The 17,840-nt window shown below is 61.8% G+C and carries 17 protein-coding genes; 11 read left to right on the forward strand and 6 right to left on the reverse strand.

The features are described 5' to 3' along the window. Positions 1-73: 73 nt before the first annotated feature. Genes ccoN through ABS761_RS02125 form a run of 7 tightly spaced genes read left to right on the forward strand, consistent with a single transcriptional unit; the run spans position 74 to position 5,408 of the window. Positions 74-1,552 (forward strand): cytochrome-c oxidase, cbb3-type subunit I, encoded by a 1,479-nt coding sequence (gene ccoN, locus ABS761_RS02095; RefSeq protein WP_502881358.1) that lies wholly within the window; start codon positions 74-76, stop codon positions 1,550-1,552. Between the two features lie 12 nt (positions 1,553-1,564). Then, positions 1,565-2,221 carry a cytochrome-c oxidase, cbb3-type subunit II gene (gene ccoO / locus ABS761_RS02100; RefSeq protein WP_350406336.1) on the forward strand — a complete coding sequence of 219 codons (657 nt, stop codon included), beginning with the start codon at positions 1,565-1,567 and terminating at the stop codon, positions 2,219-2,221. 1 nt (position 2,222) lies between these two features. Beyond that, entirely contained in the window at positions 2,223-2,399 is a 177-nt protein-coding gene (locus ABS761_RS02105) for a cbb3-type cytochrome oxidase subunit 3 (RefSeq protein ID WP_350406338.1), read from the forward strand. Further along, positions 2,392-3,294, forward strand: a complete 903-nt coding sequence (ccoP, locus tag ABS761_RS02110; RefSeq protein WP_350406340.1) for a cytochrome-c oxidase, cbb3-type subunit III — start codon at positions 2,392-2,394, stop codon at positions 3,292-3,294. Before ABS761_RS02105 ends, ccoP begins: the two co-directional genes overlap by 8 nt. 59 nt (positions 3,295-3,353) lie before the next feature. After that, positions 3,354-4,850 (forward strand): cytochrome c oxidase accessory protein CcoG, encoded by a 1,497-nt coding sequence (gene ccoG, locus ABS761_RS02115; protein WP_350406341.1) that lies wholly within the window; start codon positions 3,354-3,356, stop codon positions 4,848-4,850. A gap of 40 nt (positions 4,851-4,890) precedes the next feature. Next, a complete protein-coding gene (locus ABS761_RS02120) occupies positions 4,891-5,154 on the forward strand; it encodes a hypothetical protein (protein ID WP_350406343.1) in 264 nt (87 codons plus the stop codon). After that, on the forward strand, positions 5,151-5,408 hold the full coding sequence (locus tag ABS761_RS02125) for a hypothetical protein (RefSeq protein ID WP_350406344.1): 258 nt from the start codon (positions 5,151-5,153) through the stop codon (positions 5,406-5,408). The genes ABS761_RS02120 and ABS761_RS02125 overlap by 4 nt, the downstream gene beginning before the upstream one ends. A gap of 55 nt (positions 5,409-5,463) precedes the next feature. On the opposite strand, the gene ABS761_RS02130 is transcribed toward ABS761_RS02125, so the two are convergent. Then, entirely contained in the window at positions 5,464-6,192 is a 729-nt protein-coding gene (locus ABS761_RS02130; protein WP_350406345.1) for a helix-turn-helix domain-containing protein, read from the reverse strand. 397 nt (positions 6,193-6,589) lie between these two features. On the opposite strand from ABS761_RS02130, the gene nirK reads away from it, so the two are divergent. The 4 genes from nirK (at position 6,590) to ABS761_RS02150 (ending at position 10,987) form a co-directional block, all read left to right on the forward strand. After that, positions 6,590-7,963: a copper-containing nitrite reductase gene (gene nirK / locus ABS761_RS02135; protein WP_350406347.1), complete on the forward strand. Its 1,374-nt coding sequence runs from the start codon at positions 6,590-6,592 to the stop codon at positions 7,961-7,963. Between the two features lie 285 nt (positions 7,964-8,248). Continuing rightward, positions 8,249-8,704, forward strand: a complete 456-nt coding sequence (locus tag ABS761_RS02140; protein ID WP_350406348.1) for a MarR family winged helix-turn-helix transcriptional regulator — start codon at positions 8,249-8,251, stop codon at positions 8,702-8,704. Then, positions 8,695-10,062: an MFS transporter gene (locus tag ABS761_RS02145; protein WP_350406349.1), complete on the forward strand. Its 1,368-nt coding sequence runs from the start codon at positions 8,695-8,697 to the stop codon at positions 10,060-10,062. The genes ABS761_RS02140 and ABS761_RS02145 overlap by 10 nt, the downstream gene beginning before the upstream one ends. 130 nt (positions 10,063-10,192) lie before the next feature. Next, positions 10,193-10,987, forward strand: a complete 795-nt coding sequence (locus ABS761_RS02150) for an alpha/beta fold hydrolase (RefSeq protein ID WP_350406350.1) — start codon at positions 10,193-10,195, stop codon at positions 10,985-10,987. 33 nt (positions 10,988-11,020) lie between these two features. Here ABS761_RS02150 and ABS761_RS02155 read toward each other — a convergent pair whose 3' ends face one another. The 5 genes from ABS761_RS02155 to ABS761_RS02175 form a co-directional block, all read right to left on the reverse strand. Further along, positions 11,021-12,529, reverse strand: a complete 1,509-nt coding sequence (locus ABS761_RS02155; protein ID WP_350406351.1) for a M81 family metallopeptidase — start codon at positions 12,527-12,529, stop codon at positions 11,021-11,023. A gap of 126 nt (positions 12,530-12,655) precedes the next feature. Then, entirely contained in the window at positions 12,656-13,747 is a 1,092-nt protein-coding gene (locus ABS761_RS02160; RefSeq protein WP_350406352.1) for an NAD/NADP octopine/nopaline dehydrogenase family protein, read from the reverse strand. A 71-nt stretch (positions 13,748-13,818) separates the two neighbouring features. After that, the gene (locus ABS761_RS02165; RefSeq protein WP_350406353.1) at positions 13,819-15,816 is read right to left on the reverse strand and encodes a dipeptide ABC transporter ATP-binding protein; all 1,998 of its coding nucleotides are present in this window, start codon (positions 15,814-15,816) and stop codon (positions 13,819-13,821) included. Then, positions 15,813-16,760: an ABC transporter permease gene (locus ABS761_RS02170; protein ID WP_350406354.1), complete on the reverse strand. Its 948-nt coding sequence runs from the start codon at positions 16,758-16,760 to the stop codon at positions 15,813-15,815. Before ABS761_RS02170 ends, ABS761_RS02165 begins: the two co-directional genes overlap by 4 nt. Continuing rightward, the gene (locus ABS761_RS02175) at positions 16,757-17,737 is read right to left on the reverse strand and encodes an ABC transporter permease (RefSeq protein WP_350406355.1); all 981 of its coding nucleotides are present in this window, start codon (positions 17,735-17,737) and stop codon (positions 16,757-16,759) included. The genes ABS761_RS02170 and ABS761_RS02175 overlap by 4 nt, the downstream gene beginning before the upstream one ends. Between the last annotated feature and the right edge of the window lie 103 nt (positions 17,738-17,840).

The following is a 17,840-nucleotide window of genomic DNA, read 5'->3' on the forward strand; positions in this document are numbered from 1 at the left end:
GCCTTTGCCTCGGGTAAGGGATTATTCACCGTTTTAAAAATTAATGTCTTAACTTGTTTTTAGGGGAAAGCGCATGGGCATGTCCGGCACCAAAGGGACACCGGCCGAGACCTTCAACTACGGCGTCGTCAGACAATTCACCATTGCGACCATCGTCTGGGGTGTCGTGGGCATGGCGGTGGGCGTCCTGATCGCCTCGCAGTTGATCTGGCCCGAACTCAACTTTGAAACACCTTGGTTGACGTACGGGCGTCTGCGCCCCCTGCACACCAACGCCGTGATTTTTGCCTTTGGCGGCAGCGGCCTGTTCGCAACCTCGTACTACGTGGTGCAGCGCACCTGCCAGGTCCGGCTGTTCAGCGACAAGTTGGCATCGTTCACATTCTGGGGCTGGCAGGCCGTGATCGTGGGCGCGGTGATCACTCTGCCGCTGGGCTACACCTCGACCAAGGAATACGCCGAACTCGAATGGCCGCTCGATATCCTGATCACCCTGGTCTGGGTGGCCTACGCGGTCGTGTTCTTCGGCACCATCGCCAAGCGCCGGGTCAAGCACATCTACGTGGCGAACTGGTTCTTCGGGTCCTATATCCTCACCATCGCCATCCTGCACATCTTCAACAATATCGAGATGCCGGTGTCGCTGTGGAAATCCTACTCCGCCTACGGCGGGGTGCAGGACGCCATGGTGCAGTGGTGGTACGGCCACAATGCCGTGGGTTTCTTCCTGACGACGAGCTTCCTGGGCATGATGTATTACTTCGTGCCCAAGCAGGCCGATCGGCCCATCTACTCCTACCGCCTGTCGATCGTGCACTTCTGGGCGCTGGCGTTCACGTACATGTGGGCTGGCCCCCACCATCTGCTGTATACCTCGCTGCCCGACTGGACGCAGTCCCTGGGCATGGCGTTCTCGCTGATTCTGCTCGCGCCGTCCTGGGGCGGCATGATCAACGGCATCATGACGGTGTCGGGCGCGTGGCATAAACTGCGCACCGACCCCATCCTCAAGTTCATGGTGGTGGCGCTGTCCTTCTACGGCATGGCAACCTTCGAGGGCTCGATGATGTCCATACGGACGGTCAACGCGCTGTCCCACTACACCGACTGGACCGTCGGCCACGTGCACGTGGGTGCCCTGGGCTGGGTCGCGATGATCACTTTCGGCTCGCTGTACTACTTGATTCCGCGTCTGTACGGCCGCGAATCCATGGCCCGCACGGACCTGATCAGCCTGCACTTCTGGCTGGCGACGCTGGGCGTGGTCCTCTACATCGCCTCGATGTGGATCGCGGGCGTGATGCAAGGACTGATGTGGCGCGCCACCGGCGACGACGGCACCTTGACTTACAGCTTCGTCGAGGCGGTGAAGGCGACCTATCCGTTCTACACCATCCGCATGATTGGCGGCCTGTGCTTCCTCGCCGGCATGTGCGTCATGGCCTGGAACACCTGGCTGACCGTCAAGGGGCAGGAAGGCGTTGATCCGCTCGTGCCGTTGGATCGCGCCGAGGACGTCACCCCCCGTACCGTTGTGCCCGCGTCGGCCTAAGGAGTCTTACTCATGTCCAATTCCAAGAAGCGTTTTTCACATGAGATGCTGGAGCGCAACGTCGGGCTGTTGATCTTCTTCAGCATTCTGGTGGTGTCGTTCTCCGGCCTGGTCCAGATCATCCCGCTGTTCTTCCAGCATTCGACGACGACGCCCGTCGAGGGCGTGCGGCCCTACGAGGCGCTGCACCTGGTGGGGCGCGACGTCTACATCCGTGAGGGTTGCGTGGGCTGCCACTCGCAGCAGATCCGCATGCTGCAGTCAGAGGTCCAGCGCTATGGTCCGTACTCCATCGCCGCCGAATCCATGTACGACCATCCCTTCCTGTGGGGGTCCAAGCGTACCGGTCCGGACCTGGCGCGCGTGGGCCAGCGCTATTCCGACGAATGGCATCGGATCCACCTGCGCGACCCGCGCGCAGTGGTCAAAGAGTCCAACATGCCGGCCTATCCGTGGCTGCAGCGCAATTCGGTCGAGGGCGCCGACGTCCAGGCCCGCATGCGCGCCCTGCGCATGGTGGGCGTGCCCTATACCGACGAGGAGATCGCCGCGGCGCCCGAGCAGCTCAAGGGCAAGACCGAGGAGGACGCCATCGTGGCCTATCTGCAGGGCCTGGGGGTCGGCGGGCGCGCCGCCGCCGCGGCGGCCATGGAAGCGGGGAGCCACTGATATGGTCGGCATACTCAATGGAATCATGACGGTCCTGGCGATGGGCACTTTCGCGGGCATTGTCTGGTGGGCCTGGTCGGCGCGGCGCGCCGACGCGAACCGGCAGGCGTCGATGCTGCCGTTCGCGCTGCCCGAGGAATTTCAGCAGGACAAGAGGGACGGGGATACAAATGAGTGACTTCATCAGCGGTTTCTGGGGCTATTACATCGCCGTCATCTCGCTGGGCGGCATCGTCTGGTGCGTGTATCTGCTGTTCTCCCAGCGCGCCTGGCTCAAGCGCAATGTCGAGGTCGTCGAGGATACCGGCCATGTGTGGGACGGCGACCTCAGCGAACTGAACAACCCCGTGCCGCGCTGGTGGACGGTGATGTATCTCGCCCTGTGCATATTCGCCCTGGGCTATCTGGTCCTGTATCCGGGCTTGGGCCGTTACGAGGGCACGCTGGGCTTTACCTCCGGCAAACAGCTCCAGCAAGAGCAAGAGGCCCTGAACGCCCGCATCAAACCCCTCTACGAGCGTTTTTCGGCGATGTCGATCCCCGACATCGCCCGCGACGAGGGCGCGCGCGAGATCGGCCAGCGCCTGTTCTTGAACAACTGCGCCCAATGCCACGGGTCCGACGCTAAGGGTGGGCGCAGCTTCCCCAATCTGACCGACAAGGACTGGATGTGGGGCGGCGAGCCCGACCAGATCCTCGAGACCATCACCAAGGGCCGCCACGGCATGATGCCGGCCTGGAGTGCCTCGATCAAGCCCGACGAGGCCGCAAACATCGCCCAGTACGTGCGCTCGCTCTCGGGTCTGGCGCATGATCCCCTGCGCGTGGTGCCCGGCAAGCGTGGCTTTGACACCTTTTGCGTGGCCTGCCACGGCGCCGAGGGCAAGGGCAATCCGCTGTTGGGGGCGCCGAATCTGGCCGATAACATCTGGTTGTACGGCAGCTCAGAGGCGACGATCGTCGATACCATCCTGAACGGACGCGACAACCAGATGCCAGGCCAGGAGCATATCCTGACGCCCGAGCAGATCAAGCTCCTGGCGGCCTGGGTCTGGGGGCAATCCAACGAGTGAACCGCAAGCCGCCCCGAGGCGGCCGCCCGCGCGGCGATTGAATCGATATCGAGGACATCATGAGCAAGGAAACCCCTGAACTGGTGGTGGAGCAAAAGTCTCGCCGCACACCCCCGCCGCAGCCTCCGAGGGTGCGCAAGGGTTCCGGGGGTTCCTCGCCGCAGGTCGAGCGGGCGCTGGCCGAGGTCCGCAGCAAGATTCATCCGCGTTCGGTTTCGGGCAACTATGCGCGCATCCGCGTGGCCATGGTGTTCCTCACGCAGCTCATCTATTACGGCTTGCCGTGGCTGCAATGGAATGGCCGGCAAGCGGTGCTTTTTGATCTGGGTGCACGCAAGTTCTACTTGTTTGGCATGGTGCTGTGGCCGCAGGACGTGATCTATCTCGCGGTCTTGCTGGTGCTCTCGGCGTTCGCGCTGTTCCTGTTCACAGCGATGGCGGGGCGCCTGTTCTGCGGCTATGCCTGTCCGCAGACGGTCTACACCGAGATCTTCATGTGGGTCGAGGCCAAGATCGAGGGCGACCGGCTGGCGCGCATCCGCCTGGACGAACAGCCCTGGGACGCGCGCAAGCTGCGCATCAAGGCGATCAAGCATTTCCTGTGGGTGCTGATCGCGCTGTGGACCGGCTATACCTTCATCGGGTATTTTGCGCCGATCCGCGAGCTGGGTTCGGACCTGCTGGCTTTCACACTGGGGCCATGGCAGTGGTTCTGGATGTTGTTCTACGCCTTCGCGACCTGGGGCAACGCCGGCTTCATGCGCGAGGCAGTGTGCAAGTACATGTGCCCGTATGCGCGCTTTCAGAGCGTGATGGTCGACGACGACACCTTCGTCGTGACCTACGATCATGTGCGCGGCGAGCCGCGCGGCGGCCGCTCGCGCAAGATCGACCACAAGGAAGCCGGCATGGGTGATTGCGTGGACTGCAGCCTGTGTGTGCAGGTCTGCCCGACCGGGATCGATATCCGCGATGGCCTGCAGTACATGTGCATCGGCTGCGGCGCCTGCGTGGACGCCTGCGACCAGGTGATGGACAAGATGGGCTATGAGCGCGGCCTGATTCGCTACACCTCGGGCAACGCCATTACCGAGGGCTTGACGCAGGGCCAGGCGCGCCGCCGCGTGCTGCGGCCCAGGGTGATCGCATACTCGGCCGTGCTGGGCGCCATCGCCATCGGCTTCGTGTTTTCCCTGGCCACGCGCACGACCTTGCGCATGGATGTGATCCGCGACCGTGGTGCGTTGGGGCGCGAGGTCGCCGGCGGCCTGATCGAAAACGTCTATCGCCTGCAGCTCATCAATTCGTCCGAGCGCCCGGTGACGCTCGATCTGAGCGTGGGCGGCGTGCCGGGGCTGGTGGTCGAAACCACCGATGGCGCCACGCGTGTGCAGGTCGAGGGCTCGTCCAACCGGCTGGTGCCCGTGGTCCTGCGCGCGCCGGCCCAGGGCCTGGCGCCCGGGCTGCACGATATCAGTTTCACGGGCGTGGGCACCCGGGCGCCGGACGACGTCAGCACCGTGATCGAGCAGTCCAGCTTCTATGTGCCCCGGTAGAGCGATGGCGCCGCGTCCCGGCATTGCAAGAGGTGAATCCATGGCACGCAAGGAAATCCGGCCAGTCGACGCAGCCGGCCAAACCGAGAGGCCCTGGTGGCGGCACCGCTGGCCTTGGCTGTTGATGCTCGGCCCGGCCTTGGCCGTGGTCGGATGCATCATTACAATCGTCCTGGCCTTCCAGTCCTACGGGGACCAGGCCATACAGGACGGCGGGGTGCGGCGGGGGCTGCATGTCAGCCCGCCGGCACAGGACAGGCCTGGGCATCGACCGGGCTCGCTCGACTACAAGGGGGATGCATGAAGCCGACGCTGCGCAAATTGATGTGGATACTGTGGCCGTCTTTCCTGGTCGCCGGGGTGACCAGCGCCATCGTGTTCGCCCTGGTGGACCCTCAGGACGTGGTGTTTCTCGATCACCTGAGTGCCTCGCGGCAACTGGTCTACAGCCTGGGGTTCTTCACGTTCTGGATGATGGCGGCCCTGTCGAGCGCCTTGACATTGCAGATCGCGCCGCGCGGGGTCGAGATCGACGAGTTCGGCGATCCCGTGGAATAGCGGACCGATCCGGTTCCGGCCGGTCTAGTGTCCTGGATCTCGGGGCGGCCGGCGGCTAGCCGCAGTCAGTGCCGGAGAGAGCCTGCAGGGCACCCATGTCGAGGATGTGCACCTCACGCTGCTGGACGCGGATCAGCCCTTCGCGCGCGAATCGCGAGAACAGGCGGCTGACGGTTTCGAGCGTCAGGCCCAGAAAGTTGCCGATTTCCTCGCGGCTCATGCGCAGGATGAATTCGTAGGGCGAGTAGCCCAGCAGTTGCAGGCGCTGCGACAGGTTCAGCAGAAAGGCCGCCAGGCGCTGTTCCGAGCGCAGGCTGCCCAGTGTGAGCAGCAGCTGGTGCGAGCGGTTGATTTCCTTGCTCATGAGGCGGCGCAACTGCAGTTGCAGGGACGGTAGCTGCAGGGACAGCCTGTCCATCTCGTCGAGGCGGATGATACAAACCTCGGAGTCCTCGAGCGCGACCGCGTGCGAGACGTGCTGGTTGTTCATCAAGCCATCGAGACCCAGAATTTCCCCGGGCAGCAGAAAGCCCGTGATCTGGACCTGACCGCCCGCGTCTTCGAGCTGGGTTTTGATCGAGCCGGAGCGGATGCCGTAGATGGCGTCGACCGGGTCGCCCAGGTGATACAGGGCGCCGCCCTTGCTCAGCCGGATACGCTCTCTGATGAGCTCGTCCATCTTGGTGACGTCGGTGCGCGACATGCCCAGCGGCAGGCAGATCGCATTGAGCATGCAGGTGGAGCAGCGTGTCGATTCAGGGGCGACGGGTACGCGTCTAAGCATGCGGGCCTTCGACGAGCGTCCAGGGGAAAGGGTTTCGGTCAGCAAGGGTTCGCCTACAGAAAAGCGCTCCTGGCGCGGAAAACTGTATCCTGGTCATCACGCGGCCAGTATACGCGAAGGCTTTGCCGGAAAGACCATGGGCCTCGTGGCGGATTATAAGGTTTTTGTCGGTATATTTGGGGTTTCTAGGGATTTCTCGGCTTTTCGACCCTGCCGTCGGGCGTGGCCGGGCGAGCCGGCCGCCCTGCCGCTCTGCCGCCCAAGAGGGATGCCCGATGGGCGGTGGCTTAGTGGGGGCTTCATTGCGCGCGGCATGTGCTACCTATATGATCCATGCTGAATCATTCGATGGTTAAAGCAGGAGGTGATGATGAGGTCGGTATGGATGTCATTCTGGATGTCAGTGATATTGGTGGCCTCGCTGGCCTTTGGCGGCGCCGCGTTCGCCGCTCATGGCGATGATGGTGTGGATCGGTCGGTGACGTACAAGCCCGATGTCACGTTCACGCTGCGCACCTCGATTGCAGAGGGCAAGCTGGTGTTCATCGGGGATAGGGGCGAGATCACCGGACAGATCAATCCTGACCTGAAGGTGCCTGAAGGCGCCGTGGTGCAGATCAACCTGGTCAACGGGGATGGCGCCACCCACGACATCGCGATTCCTGAGTTCCATGCCAAGTCCGATAATATCTCCGGCCGGGAAGCGGCCACGGCTATCGTGTTCCGGGCGGCCAAGAACGGCACATTCGAATACCTGTGCACGCTGCCGGGCCACAAGGCGGCCGGCATGGTGGGCAAGATCGTCGTGGGTGAGCCCACGGCCGAGATCGAGCCCAAGGCGCCGCAGATCGCGCACGATCCCAATGATGTGGGTGAGCCTGTCGGCAAACGCGGGCCTCAGAAGGTCACGGTGGACCTGCTGACCACCGAGGTCGAGGGCCGCCTGGGCGACCACAGCACCTATCGCTTCTGGACCTTCAACAACAAGGTGCCCGGACCCTTCATCCGTGTGCGCGTCGGCGATCTGGTCACGATCAATGTCACCAACGCCAAGGACAGCACGCACATCCACTCGGTCGACTTCCATGCGGTGACAGGCCCGGGCGGCGGCGCCGACGTCACGCAGGTGCCTCCGGGCCAGACCAAGAGCTTTACCTTCACGGCCCGTCATCCCGGCCTGTTCGTGTATCACTGCGCCACCCCCATGGTGGCCCAGCACATCACCAACGGTATGTACGGCATGATTCTCGTCGAGCCCGAGGGCGGCCTGCCCAAGGTCGATCGCGAGTTCTATGTGATGCAGGGCGAGCTCTATACCGCCCAGCCGCACGGCGCGAGCGGTCTGCAGGAGTTCTCGCTGGAAAAGCTCCTGGCCGAAAATCCCGAGCATGTGATGTTCAACGGATCGATGGATGCTTTGACCAAGGTCTACAGCATGGAGTCCAATGTGGGCGATACCGTGCGGATCTTCATGGGAGTGGGCGGGCCGAACCTGGCCTCGAGTTTCCACGTCATCGGCGAGATATTCGATCGCGTGTATGATCAGGCGTCGCTTACCAGCAAGCCCCTGACCGATATCCAGACAACCATGGTGCCGCCGGGCGGCGCGACGATGGTCGAGTTCAAGACTGACTATCCGGGCAAGTACATCATGGTCGACCATGCCTTGTCGCGCGTTGAAAAGGGCGTGGCGGGAATCCTCACGGTCAAGGGCAAGGCGGACGACACCATCTTCCACAGCGCCGAGACGCCCCATTCAGTCGGGCATTGAGGCTGGAAATCGAGAGAGAGGAAACGGGGCGCAGGACGTCCCGTTTTCTTTTGCCGTGGTATCGGAGAGCACGTTAATCGTCTGATGATTCGCCTGGGCTACTGTCCGCCCGCCATTGATTGGGAACGGTTTGGTTTCTCGTGAAAAACCGCAGCGGAAAAGCCGCACCGGCTGGCATCGCCCCGGCAACAGGCAGTCACCAATAATTGGCATGTAATATAATTTGAAAGCCATTTAATTCTGCCGCCGATGGACGAACACGCCTCGGGCGGCTCGTGTCCTCTCATGCCCCATGTTGCCGGATCTTCGCGCGAATCCTTCTTTGCCCTCATGGGCCACACCTCCAGGCAATGGCGCAGGGTGCTGGATCGCCGCCTCCTGCCACTGGGCCTGACCCAGGCCACCTGGCTGGCCTTGCTGCACCTGTCGCGCGCGCCAGAGCCGTTGCGTCAGAAAGACCTGGCCCAGTCCATGGGTCTGGACGGTTCCTCTGTGGTGCGTCTGCTCGATGCCTTGCAGTCCGACGGCCTGGTTGAGCGCCTCGAGCATGCTGACCGCCGCGCCAAGACTTTGCGGCTGACCCCCGAGGGCTGTGACATGGTTGCCCGAGTCGAGGCGATTGCCCAGGACTTGCGAGCCCGCTTATTGAATATCGTCGATTCCCGCGAGCTGGACGCCGCCTTTGCCGTGCTGCTCAAGGTGTCCGACGCCCTGGATCAGGACCCGGAGCAATGGGTGTGAGGGCCCGCGCCTGGCGTCTGCTGGCCCTGGGGCCGCCCCCGCTGCGCTCCCGACCGCCGATCTGGCTGCTGGTCATGATCACCATCAGCGGCACCATGGCCATGCATATGTTCGTGCCGGCCCTGCCGTTCGCGGCGCGGGGCCTGGCCACGGGCGTGGGCGAGATGCAGATGACGATCAGTCTGTACATCCTCGGTCTGGCGTCCGGCCAATTGCTCTACGGGCCGCTATCCGACGCGCTGGGGCGCCGCCCCGTCCTTATCGCGGGGCTGATTCTGTATGCATTGGCGGGACTGGCTGCGGCGCTCGCACCCAACCTGCACCTGTTGCTGGGCGCGCGCCTGGCCCAGGGCTTGGGTGGCTGCGCGGGACTCGCGCTGGGGCGCGCCATCGTGCGCGACACCGCGCAGGCTGATACAGCGGTGCGCCAACTCGCCCTGATGAATCTCATGATAATGATCGGGCCCGGGTTGGCGCCCATCGTTGGCGGCGCCATCGCGACCTCTATGAGCTGGCGCGCCATCTTTTGGTTGCTGTCGGCCCTGGGCCTGCTGACCGTCTGGCTCACCTGGCGCCTGCTGCCCGAGACCGGCGGCGCCCGTTCGAGGCAGCAAGCCGCAGGCGCGGCGTGGGGGCCCTCTTTTCCCGCTGGGCCGCCCCAAGGGAAAAGCGGCCCCCTTGGGGGGCAGCAAGCCGCAGGCGCGGCGTGGGGGCTCCATTTCTTTTGGGTTCTGCTCAGCAGCTATCGCGACCTGCTGTCATCCGTCAAATTCGCCGGATTCGCCGTGGGCGGGGGCTGTACCACAACCGCCATCTACGCCTTTATCGCGGCCGCGCCCTTCATCTTCATCGACGAACTGCACCGCACGGCCGGCGAAGTGGGTCTCTTCCTCGGCTTCATGATTGTGGGCATGTCGGTGGGCAACGCACTGACCGGCCGCCTGATTCGCCGTGTCCCGATGGAGCGGCTGATGCTGACGGGCAACATGATCTGCCTCGTGAGTGCGGGGGCCTTGCTGACCGTCGTGCTGGCCGAGGGCCTGACCCTTTACGGGATCCTGGGCATCATGCTGGTGTTCACCTGCGGCGCGGGCATGGCCAGCCCTGCAGCCCTGACCAAGGCGATCAGCGTCGATCCGGCCCGCATCGGCTCGGCGGCCGGCCTATATGGCTGTGCGCAGATGACGATCGGCGCCTTGTGCACCACGCTGGCCGCCGTGGGCGGCGATCCTGCACTGTCGGCTGCCGTCGTGCTGGTGGGCGCGGCTCTGTTGGGCCAGATTGCGTTCTGGGTGGCGCTGGTGCGCGAACGCGCCGAGGCGGCCGCGCAAGCCGCGAAGCCTCGGGGCCTGCTTTAACACGTGGGTTGGCGCGGAGAGGCGCCGGCGGGCGGGGCCGCTTGGCCGGACGCGGCCGGGTGGTCATTGACCCGTGCTGTCGGATTCGGTTACAAAAGCCCATCTCAAGGACGGGATCAAGGAGCGCATCATGCGGTTTGTCGACGTGCTGGGCACGCGGGTGTCGTACCAGGTGGATGGCGATGGTCCTGGCTTGGTCCTGGTGGCCGGTACCGGGGGAAACCTGCAAAGCAACTGGGGCCACTTGGTCGAGCCCTTGTCCAGGGACCGCAAGCTGGTGCGTGCCGATTACTCAGGCTCGGGCGAGACCACCGATCCGCCCGGGGAACTGAGCATTGAGCTGCTTGCCGCGCAGATCGTCGCCGCCGCCGAAGCCGCCGATGCGGTGCCATTCGATCTGGTCGGCTTCTCGCTCGGGGCGTGCGTCTCGATCCAGATCGCCGCCGAGCATCCAGACCTGTTGCGGTCACTGACGTTGCTGGCTGGGTTTCCGACCGGCCAGGACGCGAGGCTGGGGTTGCAGTCCGAACTCTGGCTGGAACTGATTCGCCACGATCCACACAGCTTTGCCAAGATGATCCTGTTGACGGGCTTCAGCCCCGCGTTTCTGGCGAACCTGGACCGAGAGCAGATGAGGCAATGGCTCGATGCCATCATTGTATCGAACCGCTGGGACGGGATCGCGCGCCAGATCGCACTGGATGCCCGGCTGGACATCAGGCCCCACCTCGCCCGCGTCAAGGCGCCCACGCTGGTGATCGGCTGCACACAGGACTATATGGTACCCAAGGCGCATGCCAGGACCATGGCCGATGCCATCGCCGGTGCCCGCTATGCCGAGCTGGATTGCGGGCACCTCGCGCCTTTCGAGCGCCCTGAAGAGTTCGTGGGGATGGTGAGGGGGTTTATTGGGAGCGTGGGGTAGAGTCGGGGGGAGCGGGCGCTCATCCCGCGACGGCTATTCGGGCCGCCCTGATCGTGTCGTGGCTGCGTCGGCGTCCAACGGATAGATCGGTCTGCGGATCCTTTGAAATTTAAAGATTCCGTAATCCGAACTGGCGACCCCCCTGCCGTTGCATTCGATAACCCCCTTGGCGATCGGGAGGTAGGCCGGCTTGTATTGTATTCTGGACTTCAAGATCAGGAATCGCTGTTCTGTGGGTTCGACACCCACGGCACGAAAGACATTCAGATCATAAGGCTCGATGCGCCTGGATGTGACAACAATCGTGATTCCGTTATCGGTGGTGAATGCGGCCGATTTTCCCATATTCAATTCGGTTCCGGTGTACACGGGGCCCTCGACCACGAGCCGCCCGTTCGACAAGCCAGTCACCCTTCCGCTCAGGCGCAGAGGCGCGCGTGTTCCGGTTATCCCTTTGGCTGCAACCTTCTCACCGAGATCGACAGTGATTTGCCCGCCGCAGCCGACTCTGTGAAGTTGCTCCGCGACTTCTGGGTCACAAACCGGCGCGGCAGCAACCCCTGTCAGTCCTTGACGCAGCACTTCGGCGATGACTTCCATGGAATCCAAGGTGCCGCCCGAGTTGCAATTGTCAGCATGGTCAATCAAAAGTATCGGCCCCTCACTTGCTCTTTGAGCCCTGGCAATCGCGTCCGAAAGAGGTTCTGGCTGGTATACGAAATCCGCGCGTCGTTCCCACGCTTCTGCCAAGATGCGATCGCGAACCCGATCGGCGGTCGGGCGGTCCGCGTCGGTGACCACGACGCAGCTGAACCCGGCGTCATAGGTGTCGCTAAGCGGAAATCCACCAAAGACGCTGGCCGCCAGTACGGATTCCTCCTGCTCGGCGTCTATCGTCATCCTGATGAGCCCAGCCATGGGTTCTTGTCCGGTATCCATGCACAAAGTGTGTGGAAGCATCGGCAGATTGTTCCACGATATTTTTGGTCTGATTGTGCCGGCGATCGATTCGAATAGCATATTGGCCACCCGTGTTCCGGTTTCGTACATGTCTACATGGGGGTACGTTTTGTATCCCATGAGGACGGTGGAGTTTTTTACGATTCTTTCGGATACGTTCGCGTGAAAGTCCAACGCGACTCCAATCGGTAGATCGGGGGCGATCTCGCGTAGCCGTTCGAGCAAGAAGCCTTCGCCATCGTCTAGGGACTCTGTAATCATCGCGCCATGGAGATCCAACAAAAGGGCATCACAGTGCTCGTCCCGGACAGACTGTATGAGGGACTCTGAAATGACACGATAGGCCGTATCCTCCACCGGCCCGCTGGGCGAGCACCGTGCGACCACGGGCGTCACGATCTGGTGGCCTTTTTCCTCCGCGATATCGACAAATGCGCCGAAAGGTGTTCGGGTATTCCGAAAAATAGAAAGAGCGTCTTGTCCGAATAGCGGCCCGTCACCAACACCAAAGCAGCGAAGGCTCGTGGGAACCGGAGAGAAGCTATTGGTTTCATGACTGATGCTTGCGATGATGATCTTCATGTTTTCACCTGAAATCGTGACTGACCTCTTGTGAGTGTCGGGCGGCGCGCATGCCGGAAATCTGATTTTCCGGAATCCGCCGCCTTCGTAGTGTGACCGAGGCCCAGCAGGTTCCGGCAGGCCTTGTCAGCTTATGTATTCGACGATTTCTTGTGGCGTCATGCCGGCAATCCCAAGGGCGTCCAGTGATCGGCCTTCATGCCAGAAATCATGCCCCGTCAATGCGCCGGCGATCTCGATTGCCGCGTCGGTCGTGGGCGATGGGATGCCGGCCGCTTGACCCAATGCCGAGAAAGCAACCAGAGTGCAACCGACATCCTGCACAAGGAATCGGTGCTGCAAAGATTTTGGTGCCGGTGAATACTTATATGCGGTGCTTGCAAGGGCATGCAGCATGTCGTGTAGCGAAGACGGCTCCATCCTGTAGGTCGAGGCGAGCCACGACACGGCATCGGGCACCGCGACATCGTATGCCCTTGCGATCGCCACCCGCTCCGCGTCGAGCTTCAGGAGGAGATTGCATACGCTTGGCACCATATTCGACGAATAGAAGTGGTAATCGCCGTCGTCTTCGACGCGGCTCACGTTGGTGATGATGCCGCCGACATGGAAGACCCCCCCCAGATCTGCGAAGCCGGTGTGCAGGAGGTTTGTTGCGGCCACCATGCCGCGAAAGGCTGCTCCGACTCGCTCGAGGACGGCGGCTGTGCGGCTGGCGGGCATGGCGGCAAGCTGCCACCTTGCCTTCATGCCGGTGAGGAGGACGCGGTCGGCCGCCAGCACCTTGGCCTGGAAAGGCGAGGAATCCATATCCGCGACATCAACGTGCGCGCGGCAGCCGGCTCTCTCAAGTGCGCGGCGGACGATGAGCGCCCCAGCCATATTGCCTTGGAGGAGCAAAATGGTCTGGCCGTCCTCCAGAAACGGCGCGATGGTTTCGGCCACTTGCGCGTGTGCTGTTCCGTAGGTGCATACGACGATCACGTCCGCGCCACGCAGCGCCTGTGCGGGATCTGTGCTTGCCAGTTCCACCGGCGCGAAATCCTTGTCGCCCCCTTCGACATGCAGCCCTCCGCTCGCGTCAATCGCCGCAACCTTGTGCTTGTCGGTGTCCAGCACGCGAATACGGTAGCCCCATGTGCCAAGGCGGCCGATGAGACTATAGCCGGCATGACCGGCACCGATGATGGTCCATATTCCATTTTTTGCGCAGCTCATGTCTTCCTCAGAAAATGATCGGAAAGTGTTTCGCTACCAAGCATCCTGGTTGCTTGATATATTCATTGGCCTTACATATACGGCAAGCGGTTTTCCTCCCAGGCGTGGCAGGCGACACGCCCGCTGGGCCGGGGCACGTCCCGTGGGGCTTCCACACGGCAGCGGTCATTGGCATAGGGGCAGCGAGGGTGGAATGCGCAACCGCTTGGCGGCGACATGGGGTTGGGCACCTCGCCATTGATTGCCGTTCTTTCATCGTCCCGCCTTGACAGGCTTGGCACGGACTGCAGCAGTAAGCGGGAGTAGGGATGTGCTGGCGAGGTAAAGAATTCGGACGCATCCGAAATCTCCACGATTCGCCCGAGATACATGACCGCGACCCGATCGGCGACATGCCGGACCACGGCCAGGTTATGCGAAATGAATAGGTAGGTCAGGTTGAAGGTCGTCTGCAAGTCCTGCATGAGATTCAGGATTTGCGCCTGAACCGAGACATCGAGCGCCGAAGTCGGCTCATCACAGATAATGAACTCGGCGTCCGCCGCAAGCACGCGTGCTATGGAAATGCGTTGGCGCTGTCCGCCGGAGAACTCATGCGGATACTTTCCGCCGTCGCGGGGTGACAGGCTGACCTGGTTGAGCAAATCTGCGACGCGCTCGCGTCTCTGCGCAGCGCTCGGGACAGGCGTTGCCATGCGCATCGGCTCGGCGATGATATCTTCCACTCGCCATCTTGGATTGAGGCTTGCATAGGGGTCTTGGAAGATCATCTGGATGCGTGGCTGCGAATGGGGCGCGCCGGAAAATGATATGTTTCCCGACGTCGGCGTGTAAAGGCCAGCCATCAGGCGCGCAAAGGTCGATTTTCCGCAACCGGATTCGCCCACCATAGCCAGTGTTTCGCCGCGCCAGATATTCAGCGATACCTCATCGACAGCCTTGAGCGTTTGTGGTTTTTGGCCCATGACAATACGCGTGAGGGGCGATCGCGAGATCCCGAAATGGCGGGACAGCGCCTTTACCGAAACGAGGGGGGCCTCCGTTCGGGCTTCGGCATCCGGGTGGGGAGTACCTTCTGTGACTGATTCGGGTTGAGAGGCATGATGTTCGCCTGCGTGCCAGCAGGCGACTTGCCTGCCGAAATGAAGTTCCAAGGGTGGTGATTCGACTCTGCACTGCTCGGTGGCTAGCGCACAGCGTGGATGGAATGCACAGCCCGTCGGCATGCTGTCGAGCCGCGGCATGCCGCCGCCGATTTGATTCAGGCGCGCCTGACGCTGTTCAAGCCTTGGCACCGAGGCCATCAACCCGGAGGTGTAGGGGTGTTGCGGCTGGTCGATGACCTGCCGCACCGGCCCGATCTCAACCAACTGGCCTGCATACATGACAGCGATTTCGTCCGCGATTTCGGCAATGACACCAATGTCGTGGGTGATCAGAATCACGGCAACGCCATGGTCCGCGCACAGACGTTTCAGGAGCGCCATCACTTGCGCTTGTGTGGACACATCAAGCGCCGTCGTGGGCTCATCAGCCACTATGAGGCGTGGCCGGGCCGCCAGTGACAGTGCCGTTACCACGCGTTGGCGCATGCCTCCCGAGAATTGGTGTGGATATTGGTCGAAACGGTCCGCTGGAGCGGGGATACCGACATCGCCCAGCAGTTCTAGGGCACGCGCACGCGATGCCGATCTGTTTATGTCGAGATGTACATCGATCGTCTCGACAAGTTGGGAACCGATTGTTTGCAAAGGATCCAGGCTCGTCAGTGGATCCTGGAAAATGGCACCGATCTGCCGTCCACGGACCGTCCGCATCGTGGCGAGCGGCAGGTTGTCAATGCGCTGGCCGTCAAGCAGAACCTGGCCGTCCGCAATGCGTCCCGGTGGTTCGAGCAGGCGGATAATGGCGGAACCTGTCAGAGATTTGCCGGCTCCGGATTCACCGACGATGCCAAGGATTCGGCCGGCTTCCACCGAAAACGACACATCGCGCACGGCGACCAACGTACCATGTCGTGTCGGGAATTCGACTCTGAGATTCTCGACCTGAAGTAATGGAGTCTTCATCGCAGTTTCGGGTTAAAGACATCGCGGAGCCAGTCGCCGAACAGGTTGACGGCGAGAATAAGCACCACGAGCATGAGAGATGGAAAAATAACGATCCACCATAGGCCGGACAACATATATTCGTTCCCTATCCGCACGAGCGTGCCAAGCGAGGGTTCCGTGGGCGGCATGCCGACGCCCAGAAAGGACAAAGTCGCCTCAGTGAGGATGGCGAGCGCGAGGTTGATCGTGGCAATGACTGCAATCGGCCCGAGGGTATTGGGCAGGACATGCGAAATGGCAATGGCGCTGGCTGAACGCCGCGCAAGACGCGCGGCTTGGACGTATTCCTTCTCTTTCTCGACCATGGCGAGCCCTCGCACCACTCGTGCGTATGGCACCCAGCCCGATATACCTATGGAAAAGACGAGGATGAGAAGGACGGACTGCTGGAACACCTCGCCGGGCAGCAGGGTTTTTGCCACCCCGTTGAGCATGATTGCCACGAGGATGGTGGGAAAACTCAGCTTTACGTCGGCGGCACGCATGATGATGGTGTCTGCCCAGCCACCGGCGTAACCGCTCCATAGGCCAAGCGAGACGCCGATAAGCAAAGACATTGCGACGCTCAAGAAGCCCACCATGAGTGAAATGCGCAGGCCGTATATGACGAGGGAGAAAATGTCGCGGCCTTGGGTATCGGTGCCGAATATGTAGTGGCTCGTGCCATCCGCCATCCAGGCTGGGGGAAGCTCGGAATCCAGGAGGCTGACAGAGGCAAGATCAAAGGGGTTTTGCGGTGCGATGAATGGAGCCCCAATTGCAATCATGAACAGCAAGCCAGTGATCACCGCGGCAAGAATCGCTGTTGGCGATGAGCGAAGGCTCCACACAAGGTCGTGGTCGAGAATTCGCCTGATGTTTTCTGTGCAAGTAGCCATTTGTTGATCCTTGGCGGAATTCATTTTTTGGCCGCACCGTTGGCGCGTAGGCGCGGATCCACGGCGTAGTAAAGAAGGTCGACGATGAGGTTTATGGATACGAACATCACCGCGACAAGCACGAGATAAGCCGACACCACGGGGATATCGGCAAACTCTACGGCTTGTATAAATAGCAGGCCCATCCCCGGCCATTGGAAAACTGTCTCGGTCACGATTGCGAAGGCAATCAACGATCCGATTTGCAAGCCGGTTATGGTAATGACGGGGATAAGCGTGTTTTTGAGCGCATGGCGAAAATAAACGAGCCTCTCTGGTAGTCCCCGAGCGCGCGCAAACTTGATGTGATCGGTGCGTAGCACCTCAAGCATTTCCGAGCGCACCAGCCGCATGATGAGCGTCATTTGATAGAGGCCCAGTGTAATGGATGGCAAAATGAGGGCCTTGATGCCGCTCAGTGTCAGAAAACCGGTCGTCCACCCGCCGACGGACGTCACCTCTCCGCGGCCGAACGACGGCAGCCAATTGAGCGTGACCGAAAACACGAGGATCAGCAGGATGCCCACCACAAAGCTCGGAAGCGATATGCCAGCCAGCGATAGCATTTGGATGAGCTGGGAAAGAAGGCCCTTTTGTCTTATCCCCGTATAGACGCCGAACAATATGCCAAGTACCAGGGCGAATATCGTGGCGCAGATCACGAGCTCCAGCGTCGCCGGCAGCCGCTCTGTGAGCAGTTGAGTCACTGGCACGGCATTGCGGTAGGAGATGCCGAAATCCGCAGAAGCCGCCCGTCTCGCGAAACGTGCAAATTGCACCGGCACCGAATCGTCCAGGCCCAGCTTGGTGCGCAACTCGGCGCGTTCCGCGGGGCCGGCTTCCTCTCCGACCATATTGTTCACGGGATCGCCGACGTAAGTGAACATCGCGAAGCTCACGAACGATACTATCAGCACGACAACGATGGCCTGGATACACCGGCGCAGGACAAACAAGATCACGTTTTTTTCTCTTTGTCGGATAGTTCAACTGTGCGTGTGTCCTCGTGGGTGTGAGGCTCATTTCCCGAGGTGGTGGTGCGACAGTGGCCCGTGAACATGGCGG

It is taken from the genome of Castellaniella sp. GW247-6E4, from assembly GCF_040276065.1.
In the GTDB taxonomy this organism is placed as follows: Bacteria; Pseudomonadota; Gammaproteobacteria; order Burkholderiales; family Burkholderiaceae_B; genus Castellaniella.

What these genes read in the sequence shown, in the direction of transcription:
- ccoN (WP_502881358.1), top strand. Translation starts at nt 74, where the DNA reads ATGGGCATGTCCGGCACCAAAGGGACACCGGCCGAGACCTTCAACTAC.
- ccoO (WP_350406336.1), top strand. Translation starts at nt 1,565, where the DNA reads ATGTCCAATTCCAAGAAGCGTTTTTCACATGAGATGCTGGAGCGCAAC.
- ABS761_RS02105 (WP_350406338.1), top strand. Translation starts at nt 2,223, where the DNA reads ATGGTCGGCATACTCAATGGAATCATGACGGTCCTGGCGATGGGCACT.
- ccoP (WP_350406340.1), top strand. Translation starts at nt 2,392, where the DNA reads ATGAGTGACTTCATCAGCGGTTTCTGGGGCTATTACATCGCCGTCATC.
- ccoG (WP_350406341.1), top strand. Translation starts at nt 3,354, where the DNA reads ATGAGCAAGGAAACCCCTGAACTGGTGGTGGAGCAAAAGTCTCGCCGC.
- ABS761_RS02120 (WP_350406343.1), top strand. Translation starts at nt 4,891, where the DNA reads ATGGCACGCAAGGAAATCCGGCCAGTCGACGCAGCCGGCCAAACCGAG.
- ABS761_RS02125 (WP_350406344.1), top strand. Translation starts at nt 5,151, where the DNA reads ATGAAGCCGACGCTGCGCAAATTGATGTGGATACTGTGGCCGTCTTTC.
- ABS761_RS02130 (WP_350406345.1), bottom strand. Translation starts at nt 6,192, where the DNA reads ATGCTTAGACGCGTACCCGTCGCCCCTGAATCGACACGCTGCTCCACC.
- nirK (WP_350406347.1), top strand. Translation starts at nt 6,590, where the DNA reads ATGTCAGTGATATTGGTGGCCTCGCTGGCCTTTGGCGGCGCCGCGTTC.
- ABS761_RS02140 (WP_350406348.1), top strand. Translation starts at nt 8,249, where the DNA reads ATGCCCCATGTTGCCGGATCTTCGCGCGAATCCTTCTTTGCCCTCATG.
- ABS761_RS02145 (WP_350406349.1), top strand. Translation starts at nt 8,695, where the DNA reads ATGGGTGTGAGGGCCCGCGCCTGGCGTCTGCTGGCCCTGGGGCCGCCC.
- ABS761_RS02150 (WP_350406350.1), top strand. Translation starts at nt 10,193, where the DNA reads ATGCGGTTTGTCGACGTGCTGGGCACGCGGGTGTCGTACCAGGTGGAT.
- ABS761_RS02155 (WP_350406351.1), bottom strand. Translation starts at nt 12,529, where the DNA reads ATGAAGATCATCATCGCAAGCATCAGTCATGAAACCAATAGCTTCTCT.
- ABS761_RS02160 (WP_350406352.1), bottom strand. Translation starts at nt 13,747, where the DNA reads ATGAGCTGCGCAAAAAATGGAATATGGACCATCATCGGTGCCGGTCAT.
- ABS761_RS02165 (WP_350406353.1), bottom strand. Translation starts at nt 15,816, where the DNA reads ATGAAGACTCCATTACTTCAGGTCGAGAATCTCAGAGTCGAATTCCCG.
- ABS761_RS02170 (WP_350406354.1), bottom strand. Translation starts at nt 16,760, where the DNA reads ATGAATTCCGCCAAGGATCAACAAATGGCTACTTGCACAGAAAACATC.